The sequence below is a fragment of the Bacillus sp. FSL K6-0268 genome (assembly GCF_038005425.1).
Classification (GTDB): Bacteria; Bacillota; Bacilli; order Bacillales; family Bacillaceae_G; genus Bacillus_A; species Bacillus_A thuringiensis_S.
Map to the genome: position 1 here is coordinate 1,629,392 of NZ_JBBOTF010000001.1, position 16,179 is coordinate 1,645,570.

A 16,179-nucleotide genomic window follows, 5' to 3' on the forward strand; every position below is an offset into this window, starting at 1 on the left:
TTCTTTTTTTACAAAATGTGTAGGGTGACTTATCATTCTTTACGTCTATATAATAGAATGCGTCAAAAAGGAGGGAGAGACCCATTGAGGAAAAACAATTAATTGAAAAAGCACAACAAGGAAGCGAACATGCTTTTCGTATCCTCGTGCAAACATATCGTCATTATATTTTTCAAGTTATCTTTTCTATTGTAAGACATGAAGAAGATGCGAAAGATGTTACACAAGAAGTATTCGTAAAAATTCACGCCTCTCTCCCAAATTATCAATTTCGCGGATTAAAAACGTGGATGGCACGTATTGCCACCAATCACGCTATTGATTATAAGAGGAAGAAAGCTCGAGAAAGTGAAGAACTCTCCTTATGTAAAGAAAATGAGGAAAATATACAGTCCTCTCATAATATTGAGGCTTTATTATTGACGAAAGAGCAGAAATTACTCATTGCTCAAAAACTGAGAGAACTTCCTGAAAATTACCGTGACGTCGTTCTCGCACATTACTTACAAGAAAAAAGCTATCAAGAAATTGCTTTACAGGAAAACATTGAAGTAAAAACAGTCGAAATGAAACTGTATCGGGCAAGAAAATGGATTAAAAAACATTGGAAGGAGGAAGAGTTTCTATGATGCATTATTCAAAAGAAGATTGGCGCAATTATACATTAGATTTTATAGAAAGCAATGAACGTGAATCTATGGAAGAACATCTTTATGAATGTGATCATTGTTTAGCACTTTATATGGAAAGTATTGATGAACAACATGAAAACCTTCCAATGATAAATGATGATTCATTTACGAACGAAGTTATGACGCAAATTAATTTTGAAACACTACAGTCTAATGAAAATATAAAAACAACCTCACTAAAGCGCACGATCATTCACTACATAATTGCGACTGCGGCTACAATTATTTTTATGGTAAGTGGTTTATTTCAGTATATTTTTACAGCGACATCAAATTTAGAGAAATCTTCAAAACATAACGAGTCTTCTATCTCACAACAAATTGTAAACAAATCGGTAGACACATCGAAAAAGGACGGAGGTTCAAAGCATGAATAAAAATCCCTTTTTAGCACTTGTATTAGGGCTAATTCCTGGGCTTGGACATTTATATTTAAAGAAATTTGGACGGTTTATTTTATATAGCGGAGGGGCTGTATTTCTATTTATCTTTGCAGCATTTTGTACAATAGCATTAGGAGCCCGTGATATTGCTTTTCTTTCTCTATTTTTACTAGTCGTGTTATGGGCAATCAATTTATTAGATTTAGTTATCACTATTATTAATCAATCGAAAAAACAAGCTGCCGGAGAATTCATAGAATCCTCTAAAGAGAGCGAACGATTTTATATCATTCTCTTATCCATCATCCCTGGACTTGGCCATTTTCAATTAGGACTTATGCAACGCGGACTTACATTTTTAGTAGCTTGCACAGGAATCGGAAGTATGATCATTTTCGTTGCACTTTTAACATCGCAAGAAAGTTTTCTTATCTTCCTTATTACATTACCTGTTTTATGGATTTACAATTTCTTTGACGTTGTTCAGCAACTCCAGAAAAAAGAACGTGGCGAGCAATTAGATGATCGTACTATTTTCGAAGAGTTTGAAGAGCACCGCGAGCAAGGAAAGAAAAATAAAACATTTGCTTCTATTTTAGCGATGTTCCCCGGAGCAGGTCATATGTATTTAGGCTTACAACGCCGTGGTCTTCAGCTTATGGCAGCCTTTTTACTATCTATTTATTTACTCGACTTATTAAGACTTTCTGCGTTTTTATTTTTAGTGCCAATCATTTGGTTCTATAGCTTTTTTGATGCTTTACAGCAAACAGCAAAATACGGAAAAGAACGAGTACAAGACGAACCCATTATCGATTATTTTATAAATCATCAAAGATGGATTGGTATCGGATTAATTACACTCGGTGTTTATTATTTATTAGATCAAACAGTCCTTCCTATTTTGAATGATTATTTTGTAACTATATTTAATATTCATCTTAGTGAACTATATTATCGCTATTTCCAAACATCTATCGTTGCGCTCCTTTTAATTGGCGGCGGCTTTAAATTGTTACTTGGAAATAAAGAAAACAAAGGTGGGACAAGCGAATGAGGACTTGGCGTGTTGGAACATTCTCAATGGGGCTTTCTATTATATCGTTAGGATGCTTTTTACTATTTTCAGTCGTAAAAGGAATTCAAGTATTAGATACACTAACTGCATGGTGGCCAGTTTTACTTATCATACTTGGAGCTGAAGTTTTACTATACCTTGTATTTTCTAAGAAGGAACAATCATTTATTAAATATGATATTTTCAGCATTTTCTTTATCGGCGTTTTAGGAAGCGTCGGAATTGCTTTTTACTGTTTATTATCAACTGGATTACTAGAAGAATTTCGTCATTCTATTAACACAACGAGACAAACGAGTAATATTCCAGACGGACAATTTGATATACCTGAATCTATCAAAAAAATTGTAGTAGATGCAGGGCATCAGCCTCTAACGATAGAGGGAAATAATACAAATCAAATTCACCTTTTGGGAACTTATGAAATGACGACGAAAGCAAATGAAAAACTCAATTTAAAACAAGATGATTTCCTTTCAGTTCAAACGGCTGGAGAAACGATGTATATCAATTTAAAATCATTACCTGTTCAACATACGTTATTTAGTTCAGCACCACAAGTGAAACCAACGCTTGTTCTTCCACAAAATAAAAATGTGGAAATCCGTGCTTCAAATAACGAACTATCTCTTTATCCAGGTCAATTACAAAATAATTGGTTTGTACAAGAAAGCTCAAGAGTGTCTGTCCATCTTGCAAAAGAGAGTGATGTTTCTTTAACAGCAGTAACGAATCAAAAAGAAACACACGGAAGCACACCTTGGGAACAAGTAGAAGATTTAACAAAAAAAGAAAATACTTCTTCAGAAGAACATCCAGAATTAAACAACCAAGAACATTGGTATAAAAATTCAATTAAAACTGGAAATGGCACGCACAAGTTAAATATTGAGAAAACTTATAATTTAAATATGAGCGTTATTGAAAAATAAGAAAAACCTTCCGCAATTGCGGAAGGTTTTTCTTATATAATCGCTTTAATTCCTTCTAACACTAATCCAATCATAAATCCGCAAACCGCCCCGTTCACTCGGATCCACTGCAAATCTTTACCGACATTATTTTCAATCATTTCGATTAACGTTTTATCGTCTAACTTATCAAGGTTTTCTTGTACAAGCTTACCAATTTTCGAATGGTTCTTCTCAATAAGATTCACAACTTGTTTTTGTAACCAATCTTCTATTTTTTGAACTGTCTGTTCATCTTCTTTTATTTTATTCATTTGTTTTTGTAAAAATGGAATAACATATTGATTAGCAAATTCTTCATTATTTACAAAAGCAACTGCTCTTTGTTGTACTTGCTCTAGCATCTCTTTTATTTTGTCAGTAGCATTCCAATTCGCAATCCACTTTTCTTTCCAATTTTCTAATTCCTGTAATAAAGCTTCATTTTCTTTTACATTGATAATCTCTTGACGAATCTTCGCTAATATAAGTTGTCTTGTGCTATTATCAGCCTCTTGTAAGCTGTTAATATTACTAATGATAAACTTCTGCAAAATACCGCCAATTTTATCTTCATCTACAATATTCATAAATGATTTCAAAGTAAACTGCAAGAATCCATCTACTTTTATATTTTCCATCGCCTTCATACCTAAGCTACCGAGCTGGTAACGAGCTTCATCTTGCGCTGTCCAATCTTTTACCTTCACTAATATGTAATCAAGTGTCTTTTCATCATATTCTTGCACAACTAATTGATCAACAAGCACTTGTAAAATATTACTTGTATTAATTGTATGTAAATATGTTTTTAATTCTTTTTCAATAATAACAGCTAACTTTTCTGTATCTATTGTTACAATTGCTTTCTCTGCAATCGTTACAATCCCCTTTTTCACAGCATCAGACTGCATTTCTCTCTCAGCAATTTGCAGTACCATTTGTGCTAACTGCATCTCTTTTACTTTATTCGTAATACTTTCTTTCGTTAGCCATTCATTTTCTAACGTATGAATGAGCCCTTTCGTTACCCGTTTACGGTTTTTAGGTAACAAAGCTGTATGCGGAATTGGGATACCCATCGGATGACGGAATAAAGCAGTAACTGCAAACCAATCCGCAAGTCCCCCAACCAATCCAGCTTCAAATCCACCTTGTATAATCTCTCCAGCTACCGTTCCTTGAAAAGGGATAGAAGCCGCAAAGCCGACACCCATAACCCCAAGCGAAATACCCGCTATATATTTAGTCTGTAATGACATCGTATACACATCCTCTTATTATGTAAAATAAAGCTTTTTTGTTATATTTATTCAATATTAGTTATCCTTTATATATACTATAAAGAACTATTGTGAAAATAACAAAGATTTTTATGTACATGAAAAAATGAGGCTACAACTAGCCTCATTTTTCTTATATCGTTAATTCCAAACCTTTCCTATAATATTCATTCATTACATCTTTAGGAACCATGCTTCCACCCGTTCCCCACACAATATGAGTACCTTTTTTCACTTTCTCTGTTAACTGTTGCTTTTGTAAATACTCATCTTCTTTACACACTTTCACTGGCCCTATCATACCTGCTAGTGCAGAAGGCTCTAAATAAATATTCTCCGTATCAGCTAGTTCTTTTAACAATCTATATAACTCTTCATCGTTTACTGTATAATTTCCACTTAAAAATGGTTCCATCGTTTTCCCGACAAATCCAGACGGTCTTCCTACCGCAAGTCCATCCGCATCTGTTACATTATCAATTCCGATATCTTGAACGGCAATTTTGTCATGAAGGCCTGTCATTAAGCCGAGTAACATACATGGTGAGTGTGTTGGCTCTGCAAAGAAACAATGAACGTTGTCTTTATACAATAACTTTAAACCGAATGCTACTCCGCCAGGTCCTCCTCCTACTCCGCACGGAAGGTAAACAAATAAAGGGTGATCTTCATCTACTACAACCTCTAACTCTTCTAATTGCTTTTGTAATCGTGATGCTGCTACTGAGTATCCTAAAAATAGATCATGTGAGTTTTCATCGTCTACAAAATAACAGCTAGGATCCGCATCTGCCTGTCGTCTTCCTTCTTCTACTGCTTTGCTATAATCATCTTCATATTCAATAACGTTTACACCTTTACTTCTTAATAAACTTTTCTTCCATTCTTTTGCGTCTGCTGACATATGAACAGTTACATTAAAACCTAGATTCGCACTCATAATTCCTATGCTAAGTCCTAAATTCCCTGTAGAACCTACCGCAATTGAATACTTCGAGAAAAACTCTCTACATGTATCACTATCTAAAATGGAATAATCATCTTCTTCTGTTAACATTCCGTGCTGCAATGCTAGTTGCTCAGCATGTTTCAACACTTCATAAATGCCACCTCTAGCTTTAATTGATCCTGATATCGGGAGATGACTATCACATTTTAATAATAATTCTCCTAAAATAGGTTGCTTGTAATTTGTCTCTAAAGCTTCTTTCATAGAAGGTATTTTTACTAAAGGTGATTCGATTATGCCGTTAGTCCCTTTCGTTTCAGGAAAAACTTTCGCAATATATGGCGCAAAACGCTTTAATCTCTCTTCCGCATCTTTTACATTCTCTTCATTAAGTGGTGAATCTTTTATTGCCCTTTCATACTTTTCTATGTGTGGGTTTATCCAAAATACTTCTTTTGTTGCAATAAGTTTATTCACTAATGGGTATTCTGCTTGTAATGCCCCTATTTCTTTCATTTTGTTTCCTCCTTATATCCTTGTAGCTCACCATATAATAAATTATAATTAAATTAATTTTAATATAGTTTAACACAAATTGTTCACTTTAGTTAATTTTAATTTAATTTATTTAAATATAATTTAATAATCCTTGAGGAGATTTTCATTATGGAAAATATAGATATTGGTAAAAAAATTGAAAAACAAAGAAAAGAAAAAGGTTTAACTAGTAAAGAACTAGCAAAGATGGCCGATATTACACCATCTATGTTAAGTCAAATTGAGCGTGGGTCGGCTAACCCTTCTATTCAAACATTAAAAGTACTTGCTAAAGCTCTTGATGTTCCAACATTTAGCTTTTTACTTGAAGATACAAATACAGACGATTTAATTGTACGTTCCCATAAACGAAAGAAAATGATTATCGATAATTTATCATATGAAATGCTTTCACCTGATTTCACTGGAAATTTAGCAACAGCAATTATGACCGTCCCGCCTAATACAGCTTCATCAGAAAATGTGCTAGAACATAAAGGAGAAGAATTAGCATTTGTCTTAGATGGGAAAATCACATTATATTTAAACGAGGAAGAATACGTATTAGAAACTGGTGACAGTGTAAAGATACCTGCTTATTTAAAGCATAAATGGGTGAATCATTTTGAAAAAAACGCGATAGTTTTATTTTCTGTTACTCCGCCGATTTTTTAATGTATAAATAAAAACAGGATGGTTCTTATAAAATGCGGATTATCCTGTTTTTATTAAATAAGAAAGTGAAATTTTTGTTAAAAACTTAACAGTTGGACCCAATCCGAACAATCCTCCTAAAAACATATTTACAACTGAAACTATCCCTCCCATTGATGCTAACGTATCATGAGTCAGATTCATCCCACCACTACCAGAGGCACTTGTAATATTCACATAAAAATAAGAAATACGTAAAAATTAATTGATTTTTCAGAATTTTGTTGAAAAATATGGTAAAATCACTCTTATACTTCTTCTATTTTGTTATTATAGAAATAATTAAATTAGGATACTTTTATCGGATGGGGGAATATATAATGAGTGTGTTATTAAAAGGGCATGAACAGATTGTCAACGAATTAAACATTTTATATCAAGTAATGGTAGCGGAGCAATTAATTGAAGCGAAACAATTAAAAGAAAAAATAGAGAAACAGATTAATAAAATTGAAGCTGATCAAAATCTATCGCTTTACTACTCCCTACTAAACTTTAAATATAAGGTCCTAACCGATTGGACAAACATTAAGTATGATACTTTTAGTCAAATTGTTCGTTTAGACAATCCAATAACTGAAGACTTTATTACTTATTATTATCACTTTTTTAAAGCTGAACATGCTACCATTATTGGAAATTATGATGAAGCAAAAAAAGAATACGAAAAAGCTGAATCCCTTTTAAAACATGTACCAGGCGAACTAGAAGAAGCTGAATATAAATATAAATTTGCTATATTTAATCACCATACAAACAAACCACTTACAGCAATCAATTATGCAAATCAAGCTAAAGAGATTTTCTCAAAATATCCACGTTATGAAATTAAAATAGCTCTATGCGAAAACATTTTAGGCTCATGTTCTGTTTATTTAAAACAATTCGAACAAGCCGAAGAGAACTATAATTCAGCAATCAATATTTTACAAAAGCTGAAAGACGATACACTAATCTTAAAAGTTCGAAATAACTTAGGTTGGCTCTACTCTTCTCAAAATCTATCAACCCTTGCTATTAGACATCTTACAATAGTTACAAACAAATTACCTAAACACCTAAAAGCCAATTTTCTACAAGCCAAAGAACATTTTATTTTAAATGAAAAAGAACTTGCAAACCATTGGGTTCAAAAAGGCTTAGAAATTTGTAATGAATTAAATAATCAAGAATATAAACACCATTTCACTATCTTAAAAACACAACACACTGGTATTCTAGACGACTTAGAAAACGCAATCATTGCAGGCACTACATATTTTAACAGTAAAGAATTATACGATTATGCACAAGAATATTACGAATTATTAGCAGTAGAATTTCATAAAGTGAATAAAATAGAGAAATCTCAAAAATATTTTTTCAAAACTTACGAAGCAAAACAAAAATTATTAACTAAGGAGGCACTAAGATAATGAAAAAGATTAGTTTAGCTATTTTAACCTTTACATGCATACTTGCTTTTGGATTTAATAATTTTACTGAAAGTCAACAAGCAAAACAACTTCCAAAATGGGATACAGATAAACAAGAAACACATGCAGACCTATAGAAATCTAAAAACCCCTAATAAAGGGGTTTTTAGATTTCTACAATATAATGATTTAGCATATGATGAAGAAATATGCTTATAAAAGATAGCCATACACAGATACTCTCTGTACATGGCTATTTTTTATTTTTTCGACACTAACAAAATCCCTAAACTAATAATACAAAAGCTCATTATTTGCTGTGCTGATAGACCAAACAGAACCGAATTTTGTTCACTAACAAGCGAAATAATGATTTGAGCAAACCCCTCAATAATTAGAAAAACACTTATATTCTTTCCATTTCCAAGCCTTTCATTTTTCATCCATAAAAAGCCCATTATACAAAGAGCAAGGATGATCTCATATACGAAAATAGGGTGATATAAAAGTTTAGATTCATATATTTTTATTCCCCATGGTAGTGTCGTTTGTGCGCCTACTTCATGATGTAATAGAAAATAAAAGATAATACTCACACACAGACTAAAAGGCAATACATCAAGTAAAATACGAAGCGAAAATTGCTCCTTTTTACTTTTCCAAACAATGTATACACTCGCAATTACGCATCCTACTACAATATGTTGCATACTCCCAACAGCTAATATTGCTTGCACTGGCGCCCCAAAAGCCCATACAGGATTTAAAATTACTGGCGCAAACTTCCATACAAATACGATGATAAGAAAAGCATTTGTTACGGCATCCATCATTTTTTCATATGATACATTTTGATGCCTCATCTTTCGTTTCATCAACATAAATCCAAATAGACTTCCAATTATAAGAGATATGGGTTGTAACCTCACGATCCACTCCATCGTCACGAAATCTCCTTTTAATTCTCAATCAATTTCTTAAATTTCTTTTCTAATTGATCTGGTGGTAATACACCTCGTACATGATCTACTATGATTCCATCTTTATTAACAAAAAATGTCGTCGGTAAAGAGAATACTTTATAATCTAGTCCAGCTACTCCGTCCATATCTAGTAGAACAGGAAACTCAAACCCATAGCGATTAGCAAATGCGCTTGCTTCTTGTACTGGGTCACTAACAGTTGCATTCACCGCAAAAATTTCAACATCCTTTTTATATTTATCATACATATGAACTAAGTCAGGTGCCTCCATTTCACACGGCCCACACCATGATGCCCAAAAATTAATAATATACGGTTTTCCCTTGGCATCATTTAACGACTGCAACTTTCCGTCTAATCCTTTTAATGTGATGCCAGGTGCTTTAAAACCTACTTGTGGTAATACTTCTTTCTCTTGTAACTCTGCTTGCTTTGCTTTTCTTTCCTTTTCTTCTTTCTTTGAATTATAAAAGTTAACCCCCGCCCAAACGAGAGCACCTACTAGTATAATAGCAATTAGTTTCTTCACTTTTCTTCCTCCTCATTTTTAAAAGCCTGTAAATCCACCGAATAGACGAATAAAGAATGCTGTAATTTTCGTCATTTGATTTGTATACAATAAAATACCTGTTACAATCATCATTCCACCGCCAATTTTCATCATGACATTCGCATATGTAACAATCCATTTTACCTTCCCAATAAAGAATGCCATCACGAAAAATGGAACCGCAAACCCAAGAGTATACGCTGTAATATAAAGAAGTGCCCCTTCAGGATTCGTCGCGCCAAGCATGAGTACAGCTGAAAATATCGGTCCAACACATGGCGTCCAACCCGCTGCATATGTCATACCGACTAAAATCGAGCGAATATATCCAGTCGATTTACTTCTATACTGCACCTTTTTCTCTGCCATAAGCCACTTAGGCTGAAACAAGCCCGTCATAAATAGCCCCATTAAAACAATAAAAATCCCACCAATTTGTTGAATCAATTTTTGGTTAGATGAAAATGTTATTCCAATCCAGCTTACCGATAAACCTAACGCGTAAAATATAACCGAAAATCCGATCATAAAAAATATGGTATGTATAATCGCTGATTTTTGCATAATCCCACGATTTTCTTTTAAATCTTGGATAGACACACCTGTAATATAAGATAAATAAGATGGATATAACGGTAAAGAGCACGGTGATATAAATGACAATACTCCCGCCCCAGCCACAAGCCAAATTGTTAAATCTGCTGCATTCATTTTATTCCCCCTAAAACACTACAATAAGTAGTGTTTATTCTTAAAAAAAAGAGGCTATATGCACTCTCCGACAATAAGTACAACCGACATACAGAATAAACCTACTGTTACATATACCGAATTCGTATGTAACGGAATAGTAAGCTTAACAACCTTTTCATTTAACACTTGCTCGATTCGTAAATTTATTGCTGTTTTTGCAAATGAAGCGGTAACACATCGATTTTCCATTGTCTTTATTTTAATTAATTTTAATAACGCGCTACCTAACTCAAATGAAGATTCCATTTTTTGCATCGCATATTTATCAGCAGCTAGCTCCTGATACGTATGATATCGCTGTAACAACCCTTTTAATATCGGGATGTACATCATTCCTTCTGCTAATAACGTAAAACAAAATAATTTTAGCGGATCCCAATTCTTTTGATGATATTCTTCATGGAAAATAATTGCATCAATTTCTTCATCTGAAAACGTCTGAAGCAAACCTTCCGACATGACAACTTTCGGACGGAATAATCCAATTGTAAATGCCGCAACTTCCGTAGTCGGCAATATATATATTTGTTTTCCTTTTCGGATGAAAGGGATAAGTACTTTTTGTAATTTTTTACTATAGAAAAATTGTCGCCAAATTCTTTTGCACACGATTAATATAGTAAGTAATAATAATCCAGCGATTATAATACGAATCAGCGATAATTCTTTCATATGTTTTTCTAACTGGAACAAGCAAAAATTTGAAAGAAAGAACATCTTATTTTGAAACAGAAATGGATATGTAACGTAATACACTAACATACTGAAAAAGAGGGTACTAACAATTACTGCTAACAATACGATTTTACGCATTTGCCATTTCATTTCATTAATCCTCTTTTTTTAACTGACTCAATTTGTCTTCTAACTTTTTTATTAAAGTCGGATCAGCCTGCTCTAACTCATCTAACATATGATTTACAACTAAATCTCCAAATTCCCCCATCAATTCCTGTGTCATTTTCTTCGTTTGCTTGGATAAGAATTCTTCTTTTGTTTGTACAGCACGATATATGCCACTTCTTTTTACAATCTGTTTTTCTAAGTGTAACTTCTCTACTAACCTGTTCATAACTGTCATAACAGTGTTAAAATTCACAGGCGATTCTTCACTTAATTTCTGCTGCACTTCTTTAATCGTAATACCTTTGTTAGACCAAACAATCTCCATAATTTTCGCTTCAAGCGGTCCAAAGAAATGATTTAACCCGTGCTCATTTAATTTATAGTTTTGAGTAAACATAGTATGACTCCTTTCACACTACGAATTGTAGTACAAATTAAATAAAAGGTCAAACACGAATGAGATACACTAAAATTCACTACTTATAAATACGTACGCCATTCCATTAATTATAAGCCTAACTTATCTCCAAATGTATCAAAAAGATACTGCTCTAATATTTGTACACTAAACTTCTCATTACGCCCAAGTGCAAATAATTCCCGATCTTTCGCTACGATAGTATCTAACGGAATAGCTACATTATCCACTATTTTTGTAATTTCAATTATATTACTTTTTACATTTACTTCTGTTTTAAATTCAACATTTTCTAACACTATATGTGAACGTCTTCCTGATGCAAAAAAAGTAAAATTAGGATTTTTAACAACGCCAATTTCAGTCTCTAACGCATATAAATAGTGAAAAATTACATCTCTGTGCCCATCTTTTATTATTTTTTCATCCTTCTCATCGTCTAAGTATTCTTTCAGCTTCGTTGTAAATTCAAATCGAAAATCCACTTTTTTCACGCTCCTTCTTTGTATTTCATATTAAATAAATATATTGAAATAATTTTACCATATTGTAATACAACTTCCTATTAAAAGTAAAAACTGTTTTGGAAAATCGCTATTATTTCCGATTTCCTTTTAAAATATAAATATAAATTCAATATGAATTAATACTTCATTATATCTATTTAAACATATTTTTTCCATTTTTTGAAACATTAGTATGAAATATTATATATCAATGAATGGTTTCTAATTCACTGATATATATAATCAGTGTTTTCTTTACTATTCCGATATACTTAAGCTACATTTTCTAATTATTGATTACATTACAGAAGGAATGTAACTCTCTTCTATCGAATTTTTATATAACAAAAATGATTAGGTGGTGCTTTACTATGAAATTAGCTGTCATTGGTGGCGGTGATTTACAAGATTCAAATCACTTGCCTATTAATGAACGCCTTATAGAATTAACAAATAAACAGTATCCAAAAGTATTGTTTATTCCAACGGCAAGTCATGATGATGAAAGCTATATAAAATTATTTTTAGACACGTTTGAAAAACAATTACATTGTGAAGTACAAATTTTACGTACTACAACAGATTCACCTTCTAAGTATGAAATAGACGAGATGATTCATTCAGCCGATTTAATTTATCTAGGTGGCGGGAATTATATTCACATGTTTACGCAATGGAAAGAACATAGACTCGATGAAAAATTATTATTGGCTCTGCAACAAGGAACACTTATTGCTGGTTATAGCGCTGGTGCTATGTGTTGGTTCACGTCTAGTATCCGATCAGATTATGAAGGTTCTGGTTATATAGAGAGTAACGGATGGGGGATTGTTAATAAAAGATTTTGTCCACATTATAATCAATTAAATAGAATGAACGCCTTCCATTCCTTTTTACAAAATCATCAAGGGAATATAGAAGGAATTGCACTGGAGGATAATTGCGCTTTATATATTACAGAGGAATCCTTTGAGATTATCGGTGAACCAGAAAAAGCGTGGGAGTTTTATATGAGTGATAAAACACTCATTAGACAACATTTTGATATAACTTTAAAAAGCTATTTGTAAACCTGCACCTACAAAAAAATGTCCCTAAGTCAAATAACTTAGAGACATTTTTTCTATTTAACTAACTAATCGTGTAATTCGTTTCTTTTGCCATGAAAGCTTATAATATGCATACTGTAGTATTAAGCTGACAATAAATGCTGCTGGATACCCGATCCAGATCCCTTCTATTCCAAGACTTGTATGGTAAGAAAGATAATATGCTACGGGTACTTCCACAAGCCAAATTGAAACAACTCCAATAACAGTTGGCCAAAGTACTGTACCACTCGCTCGCATTGTCGCACTAATAATTTGTGCATGACCGAAAATTAAATAACTCCATAACGTAATCATAACTAAGCTATGAGCAATTTCAATTGTAGTTTGACTCGTTAAAAATAGTGATAAAATGTCTCTTGAGAATAAGTAAATAAGAGCTATTAACACACCACCGATGACGTAGTTCATAATAATTCCGACCTTCACAACTTTCTGCAATCGATCAAATTGATTCGCCCCAATTGATTGTGCTGCAAAAATAGAAACTGTAATACCAAGGCTAACTGCTGGCATTTGTACATAACTTGCAACTTGATTCACAACTCCGTAAGCAGCTGTTGCATCCGAACCGTAACGATTTACAAACGCGATTACAGCAATTTCAGATAATGAAACTAATATCATATTAATACTCGCTGGAATACCGAGCCTTAGCAATAGCTTTAATAACTCCCCATCCATTCGAAGGTATTTTCTAACCGTGCTATCTAGTTGTAATGGGTGATTTTTCTTCTTTAAATACAAAAGCATGACAATAAACGTAATAACTGTAGATATAACAGAGGCATAGGCTGCTCCATACACATCTAATTTCGGAGCTCCTAACCATCCAAAAATAAGAATTGGTAATAAGATCATATTTAGCGCTGTACTTACAATTAAAAAGTAAAATGGCGTTTTAGAATCTCCTGTACCTCTCATAAATGTTGTGTATGCGAAATATAAAAATAATACTGGCATCGATATAAATAAAATTCGTGCATAATGTACACTTATTTCAATAATATTTTCTGGCGTTCCCATTAGACGCATAATATCCATCGCAAAAATACTGCCTATTATCGCCAACACAACTCCAATAATAAAGGTAAATGTCAGCGTCGTACCAACGATAGCTTTTAAACGATCTTCGTTTTTAGCACCAAACGCCTGACCAATTAAAATAGAGCTTCCTGAACCGATACCAATTACAAATGAAACGAGCAAGAAAAATAATGGGAAGAATGCTGATATAGCCGCTAAATCATTAACTCCAAGCCATCTTCCTACTACTACCATACCAAATAATTGTCCAACTGATTGTAGTACATTACTTAATAATAATGGTACTAAAAACATCGACATCGATTTCCAAATCGGTTTACTCTCACTTTCCAACTTATGTGACTCCGCACCTTCTTTATTGTTATCTGCAGGTGGTTTCAAATTTCATTTCTCCTTTTATTAAAAATCAATTTTCAATATCTATCTCTTTGTATAGTTGTTATAATACTGTGCTTCTATTCACTTTCTTTTCGTATGATTATAACTTCACCCAATATTGACTTCCATCGGCTGTTCGATCTAAAAATCCATACTCGATTAAATATCTTCTTAAAGTTACGAAATCAGGGTATACATTTTCTATCACTGTATTTACTTCTTTTTCAGTATACTTTTTATTACTATCAAACTTCTTTACTAAATGACGTAATATAATTAATTTACGCTTTTGTTTTTTCGGAAATTTAGAAAGAGGTCCATCTAATCCTTCTGTAAAATGAGCTTTTAATACTTCATCATTTTCTTCTTCCGTAATATTGTATCGATCATCCACCATCGTTGCTGTTCTATGAATTGGTACAAATTTCGTTTGTACTTTTGATTTTTCTTCTGATAATTCCATTAGAGCTAAAAATACTTTTGCTTGCTTCATTTTCTCTCGCAGTGTAAATCGATGATTACGAATTGTTGATGTACTTCCGCCATCCAACTCTTTTACAATTTCTTTATCATTCAGTCCCATATGGAAAAACTGAACCATTTTCTTTTGTAAATCCGTTAAACCAGTAAATTTCTTATCCATATTTAACAAATAATCAAACATAGACGTATGCTCATTTTGAATATGCAATCGGACGAACTTCTCTGCTTCATACAAAACTTGATTATCTTGATAAATAACACCTTTAATAAATGTTTCACCACAAGCTAAGCAAATGTACTCCTCTTTTTCTCCATCAAACACATACCCTTTCTTTAATTCCTCTATTGACGCATCCCAAAACTTCTCTGAAATACCACTCATACTAAACACTCCTTCAAAATGTTTATTCAAAAACCAAACAAATCACTATAACGTTTATTACCACTTCACCATCTTATCATAACACAAACAAACATTTCAACATTTCGTTTACCCATTTTATAAACTTTTATAAAAACATCTACCGAAAGGGTTTAATACAACGAAAAGCGAATGTGTTTATAGAAATTCATTTTATATGATGTGGATTAGAACATGGATATTCTTCAAGACTCTTGGTTTACCGTTAAGCAAATTGCACAGAATACATATGCGATTAGTGAATATGGAACCGGTATTCATCCATTACAAAACTTCAGTATTCAATTTCAACTACAAAAAAGATGTTTCCGTATAAGAAAACACCTTTTACTTTTTATCCCACATTTAAGGGCAGTAAGACTCCCACATCAAAATTCAGCGGAAGCAAAGAAGTTAAATGAGGGCGGGCTGCCCTTAAAAGCCCGATTGGTGAGGGCTAATAATCAGTTGATTAAAGTTTCAATTTATATATTCTATTTACAGTCTCTACTAAAACCTTACTTGCTTGTACAAATGTATGCTTTCGATTTCTATCTTCAACAAATTTATTAGCACAACTACTCATAATCATCATACAACTAATTATGACTAACACTATCTTTCTATTCTTGTAAGTCACTTCATGTCACTCCACTATTACAAAACTTCTTTTGAATTTATCCTATCAAGAAATTTTACATGAA

20 protein-coding genes are annotated in these 16,179 nt (G+C 32.8%); 9 read left to right on the forward strand and 11 right to left on the reverse strand.

Annotated elements, in window-relative coordinates; genetic code table 11:
* Positions 1–146 precede the first annotated feature (146 nt).
* The 4 genes from MHI28_RS08125 to exsE are packed head-to-tail and all read left to right on the forward strand — an operon-like array spanning position 147 to position 3,085.
* A complete protein-coding gene (locus MHI28_RS08125) occupies positions 147–629 on the forward strand; it encodes an RNA polymerase sigma factor (protein WP_001195483.1) in 483 nt (160 codons plus the stop codon).
* Positions 626–1,069, forward strand: coding sequence for a hypothetical protein (locus MHI28_RS08130; RefSeq protein ID WP_000972351.1), 444 nt, complete (start codon positions 626–628; stop codon positions 1,067–1,069). Before MHI28_RS08125 ends, MHI28_RS08130 begins: the two co-directional genes overlap by 4 nt.
* Positions 1,062–2,132 carry a hypothetical protein gene (locus tag MHI28_RS08135; protein WP_001039098.1) on the forward strand — a complete coding sequence of 357 codons (1,071 nt, stop codon included), beginning with the start codon at positions 1,062–1,064 and terminating at the stop codon, positions 2,130–2,132. The genes MHI28_RS08130 and MHI28_RS08135 overlap by 8 nt, the downstream gene beginning before the upstream one ends.
* Positions 2,129–3,085, forward strand: coding sequence for an exosporium protein ExsE (exsE, locus tag MHI28_RS08140; protein WP_001261433.1), 957 nt, complete (start codon positions 2,129–2,131; stop codon positions 3,083–3,085). The genes MHI28_RS08135 and exsE overlap by 4 nt, the downstream gene beginning before the upstream one ends.
* A gap of 32 nt (positions 3,086–3,117) precedes the next feature.
* On the opposite strand, the gene MHI28_RS08145 is transcribed toward exsE, so the two are convergent.
* Positions 3,118–4,365: a DUF445 domain-containing protein gene (locus MHI28_RS08145; protein ID WP_000058309.1), complete on the reverse strand. Its 1,248-nt coding sequence runs from the start codon at positions 4,363–4,365 to the stop codon at positions 3,118–3,120.
* A 154-nt stretch (positions 4,366–4,519) separates the two neighbouring features.
* Positions 4,520–5,851 carry a D-serine ammonia-lyase gene (locus MHI28_RS08150; RefSeq protein ID WP_000658546.1) on the reverse strand — a complete coding sequence of 444 codons (1,332 nt, stop codon included), beginning with the start codon at positions 5,849–5,851 and terminating at the stop codon, positions 4,520–4,522.
* Positions 5,852–6,001: 150 nt separating this feature from the next.
* Here MHI28_RS08150 and MHI28_RS08155 point away from each other — a divergent pair, with 150 nt between their 5' ends.
* Complete coding sequence (locus MHI28_RS08155; RefSeq protein WP_000427637.1) at positions 6,002–6,547, forward strand: helix-turn-helix domain-containing protein; 546 nt, start codon at positions 6,002–6,004, stop codon at positions 6,545–6,547.
* Positions 6,548–6,586: 39 nt separating this feature from the next.
* On the opposite strand, the gene MHI28_RS08160 is transcribed toward MHI28_RS08155, so the two are convergent.
* Positions 6,587–6,763, reverse strand: coding sequence for a hypothetical protein (locus MHI28_RS08160; RefSeq protein WP_003309331.1), 177 nt, complete (start codon positions 6,761–6,763; stop codon positions 6,587–6,589).
* A 143-nt stretch (positions 6,764–6,906) separates the two neighbouring features.
* On the opposite strand from MHI28_RS08160, the gene MHI28_RS08165 reads away from it, so the two are divergent.
* Together MHI28_RS08165 and MHI28_RS08170 are read left to right on the forward strand one after the other, a co-directional pair.
* On the forward strand, positions 6,907–8,001 hold the full coding sequence (locus tag MHI28_RS08165; protein WP_000114844.1) for a response regulator aspartate phosphatase: 1,095 nt from the start codon (positions 6,907–6,909) through the stop codon (positions 7,999–8,001).
* Positions 8,001–8,138 (forward strand): hypothetical protein, encoded by a 138-nt coding sequence (locus MHI28_RS08170; RefSeq protein ID WP_000724012.1) that lies wholly within the window; start codon positions 8,001–8,003, stop codon positions 8,136–8,138. The genes MHI28_RS08165 and MHI28_RS08170 overlap by 1 nt, the downstream gene beginning before the upstream one ends.
* Before the next feature lie 123 nt (positions 8,139–8,261).
* Here the strand turns inward: MHI28_RS08170 and MHI28_RS08175 are convergent, their stop codons facing one another.
* From MHI28_RS08175 to MHI28_RS08200, 6 genes are all read right to left on the reverse strand, one after another.
* Positions 8,262–8,942: a prolipoprotein diacylglyceryl transferase family protein gene (locus MHI28_RS08175; RefSeq protein ID WP_000454851.1), complete on the reverse strand. Its 681-nt coding sequence runs from the start codon at positions 8,940–8,942 to the stop codon at positions 8,262–8,264.
* A 17-nt stretch (positions 8,943–8,959) separates the two neighbouring features.
* Positions 8,960–9,514, reverse strand: coding sequence for a TlpA family protein disulfide reductase (locus MHI28_RS08180; protein ID WP_000733184.1), 555 nt, complete (start codon positions 9,512–9,514; stop codon positions 8,960–8,962).
* A gap of 18 nt (positions 9,515–9,532) precedes the next feature.
* The gene (ccdA, locus tag MHI28_RS08185) at positions 9,533–10,246 is read right to left on the reverse strand and encodes a cytochrome c-type biogenesis protein CcdA (protein WP_000990435.1); all 714 of its coding nucleotides are present in this window, start codon (positions 10,244–10,246) and stop codon (positions 9,533–9,535) included.
* A gap of 54 nt (positions 10,247–10,300) precedes the next feature.
* Complete coding sequence (locus tag MHI28_RS08190; RefSeq protein ID WP_000871954.1) at positions 10,301–11,113, reverse strand: M56 family metallopeptidase; 813 nt, start codon at positions 11,111–11,113, stop codon at positions 10,301–10,303.
* 4 nt (positions 11,114–11,117) lie between these two features.
* Positions 11,118–11,531, reverse strand: coding sequence for a BlaI/MecI/CopY family transcriptional regulator (locus MHI28_RS08195; protein ID WP_000495050.1), 414 nt, complete (start codon positions 11,529–11,531; stop codon positions 11,118–11,120).
* Between the two features lie 110 nt (positions 11,532–11,641).
* Positions 11,642–12,037, reverse strand: coding sequence for a DUF3942 family protein (locus tag MHI28_RS08200; protein ID WP_000347524.1), 396 nt, complete (start codon positions 12,035–12,037; stop codon positions 11,642–11,644).
* A gap of 392 nt (positions 12,038–12,429) precedes the next feature.
* On the opposite strand from MHI28_RS08200, the gene MHI28_RS08205 reads away from it, so the two are divergent.
* Positions 12,430–13,128: a peptidase E gene (locus MHI28_RS08205; protein ID WP_000762125.1), complete on the forward strand. Its 699-nt coding sequence runs from the start codon at positions 12,430–12,432 to the stop codon at positions 13,126–13,128.
* A 57-nt stretch (positions 13,129–13,185) separates the two neighbouring features.
* Here the strand turns inward: MHI28_RS08205 and MHI28_RS08210 are convergent, their stop codons facing one another.
* Both MHI28_RS08210 and MHI28_RS08215 read right to left on the reverse strand, forming a co-directional pair.
* The gene (locus MHI28_RS08210) at positions 13,186–14,595 is read right to left on the reverse strand and encodes an MATE family efflux transporter (RefSeq protein WP_000804121.1); all 1,410 of its coding nucleotides are present in this window, start codon (positions 14,593–14,595) and stop codon (positions 13,186–13,188) included.
* Between the two features lie 97 nt (positions 14,596–14,692).
* Positions 14,693–15,457, reverse strand: coding sequence for a DUF2087 domain-containing protein (locus tag MHI28_RS08215; RefSeq protein WP_000014491.1), 765 nt, complete (start codon positions 15,455–15,457; stop codon positions 14,693–14,695).
* 213 nt (positions 15,458–15,670) lie between these two features.
* On the opposite strand from MHI28_RS08215, the gene MHI28_RS08220 reads away from it, so the two are divergent.
* A complete protein-coding gene (locus MHI28_RS08220; protein WP_002162860.1) occupies positions 15,671–16,048 on the forward strand; it encodes a hypothetical protein in 378 nt (125 codons plus the stop codon).
* Positions 16,049–16,179: the final 131 nt, after the last annotated feature.

What these genes read in the sequence shown, in the direction of transcription:
- MHI28_RS08130 (WP_000972351.1), top strand. Translation starts at nt 626, where the DNA reads ATGATGCATTATTCAAAAGAAGATTGGCGCAATTATACATTAGATTTT.
- MHI28_RS08135 (WP_001039098.1), top strand. Translation starts at nt 1,062, where the DNA reads ATGAATAAAAATCCCTTTTTAGCACTTGTATTAGGGCTAATTCCTGGG.
- exsE (WP_001261433.1), top strand. Translation starts at nt 2,129, where the DNA reads ATGAGGACTTGGCGTGTTGGAACATTCTCAATGGGGCTTTCTATTATA.
- MHI28_RS08145 (WP_000058309.1), bottom strand. Translation starts at nt 4,365, where the DNA reads ATGTCATTACAGACTAAATATATAGCGGGTATTTCGCTTGGGGTTATG.
- MHI28_RS08150 (WP_000658546.1), bottom strand. Translation starts at nt 5,851, where the DNA reads ATGAAAGAAATAGGGGCATTACAAGCAGAATACCCATTAGTGAATAAA.
- MHI28_RS08155 (WP_000427637.1), top strand. Translation starts at nt 6,002, where the DNA reads ATGGAAAATATAGATATTGGTAAAAAAATTGAAAAACAAAGAAAAGAA.
- MHI28_RS08165 (WP_000114844.1), top strand. Translation starts at nt 6,907, where the DNA reads ATGAGTGTGTTATTAAAAGGGCATGAACAGATTGTCAACGAATTAAAC.
- MHI28_RS08170 (WP_000724012.1), top strand. Translation starts at nt 8,001, where the DNA reads ATGAAAAAGATTAGTTTAGCTATTTTAACCTTTACATGCATACTTGCT.
- MHI28_RS08175 (WP_000454851.1), bottom strand. Translation starts at nt 8,942, where the DNA reads ATGGAGTGGATCGTGAGGTTACAACCCATATCTCTTATAATTGGAAGT.
- ccdA (WP_000990435.1), bottom strand. Translation starts at nt 10,246, where the DNA reads ATGAATGCAGCAGATTTAACAATTTGGCTTGTGGCTGGGGCGGGAGTA.
- MHI28_RS08190 (WP_000871954.1), bottom strand. Translation starts at nt 11,113, where the DNA reads ATGAAATGGCAAATGCGTAAAATCGTATTGTTAGCAGTAATTGTTAGT.
- MHI28_RS08195 (WP_000495050.1), bottom strand. Translation starts at nt 11,531, where the DNA reads ATGTTTACTCAAAACTATAAATTAAATGAGCACGGGTTAAATCATTTC.
- MHI28_RS08205 (WP_000762125.1), top strand. Translation starts at nt 12,430, where the DNA reads ATGAAATTAGCTGTCATTGGTGGCGGTGATTTACAAGATTCAAATCAC.
- MHI28_RS08215 (WP_000014491.1), bottom strand. Translation starts at nt 15,457, where the DNA reads ATGAGTGGTATTTCAGAGAAGTTTTGGGATGCGTCAATAGAGGAATTA.
- MHI28_RS08220 (WP_002162860.1), top strand. Translation starts at nt 15,671, where the DNA reads ATGGATATTCTTCAAGACTCTTGGTTTACCGTTAAGCAAATTGCACAG.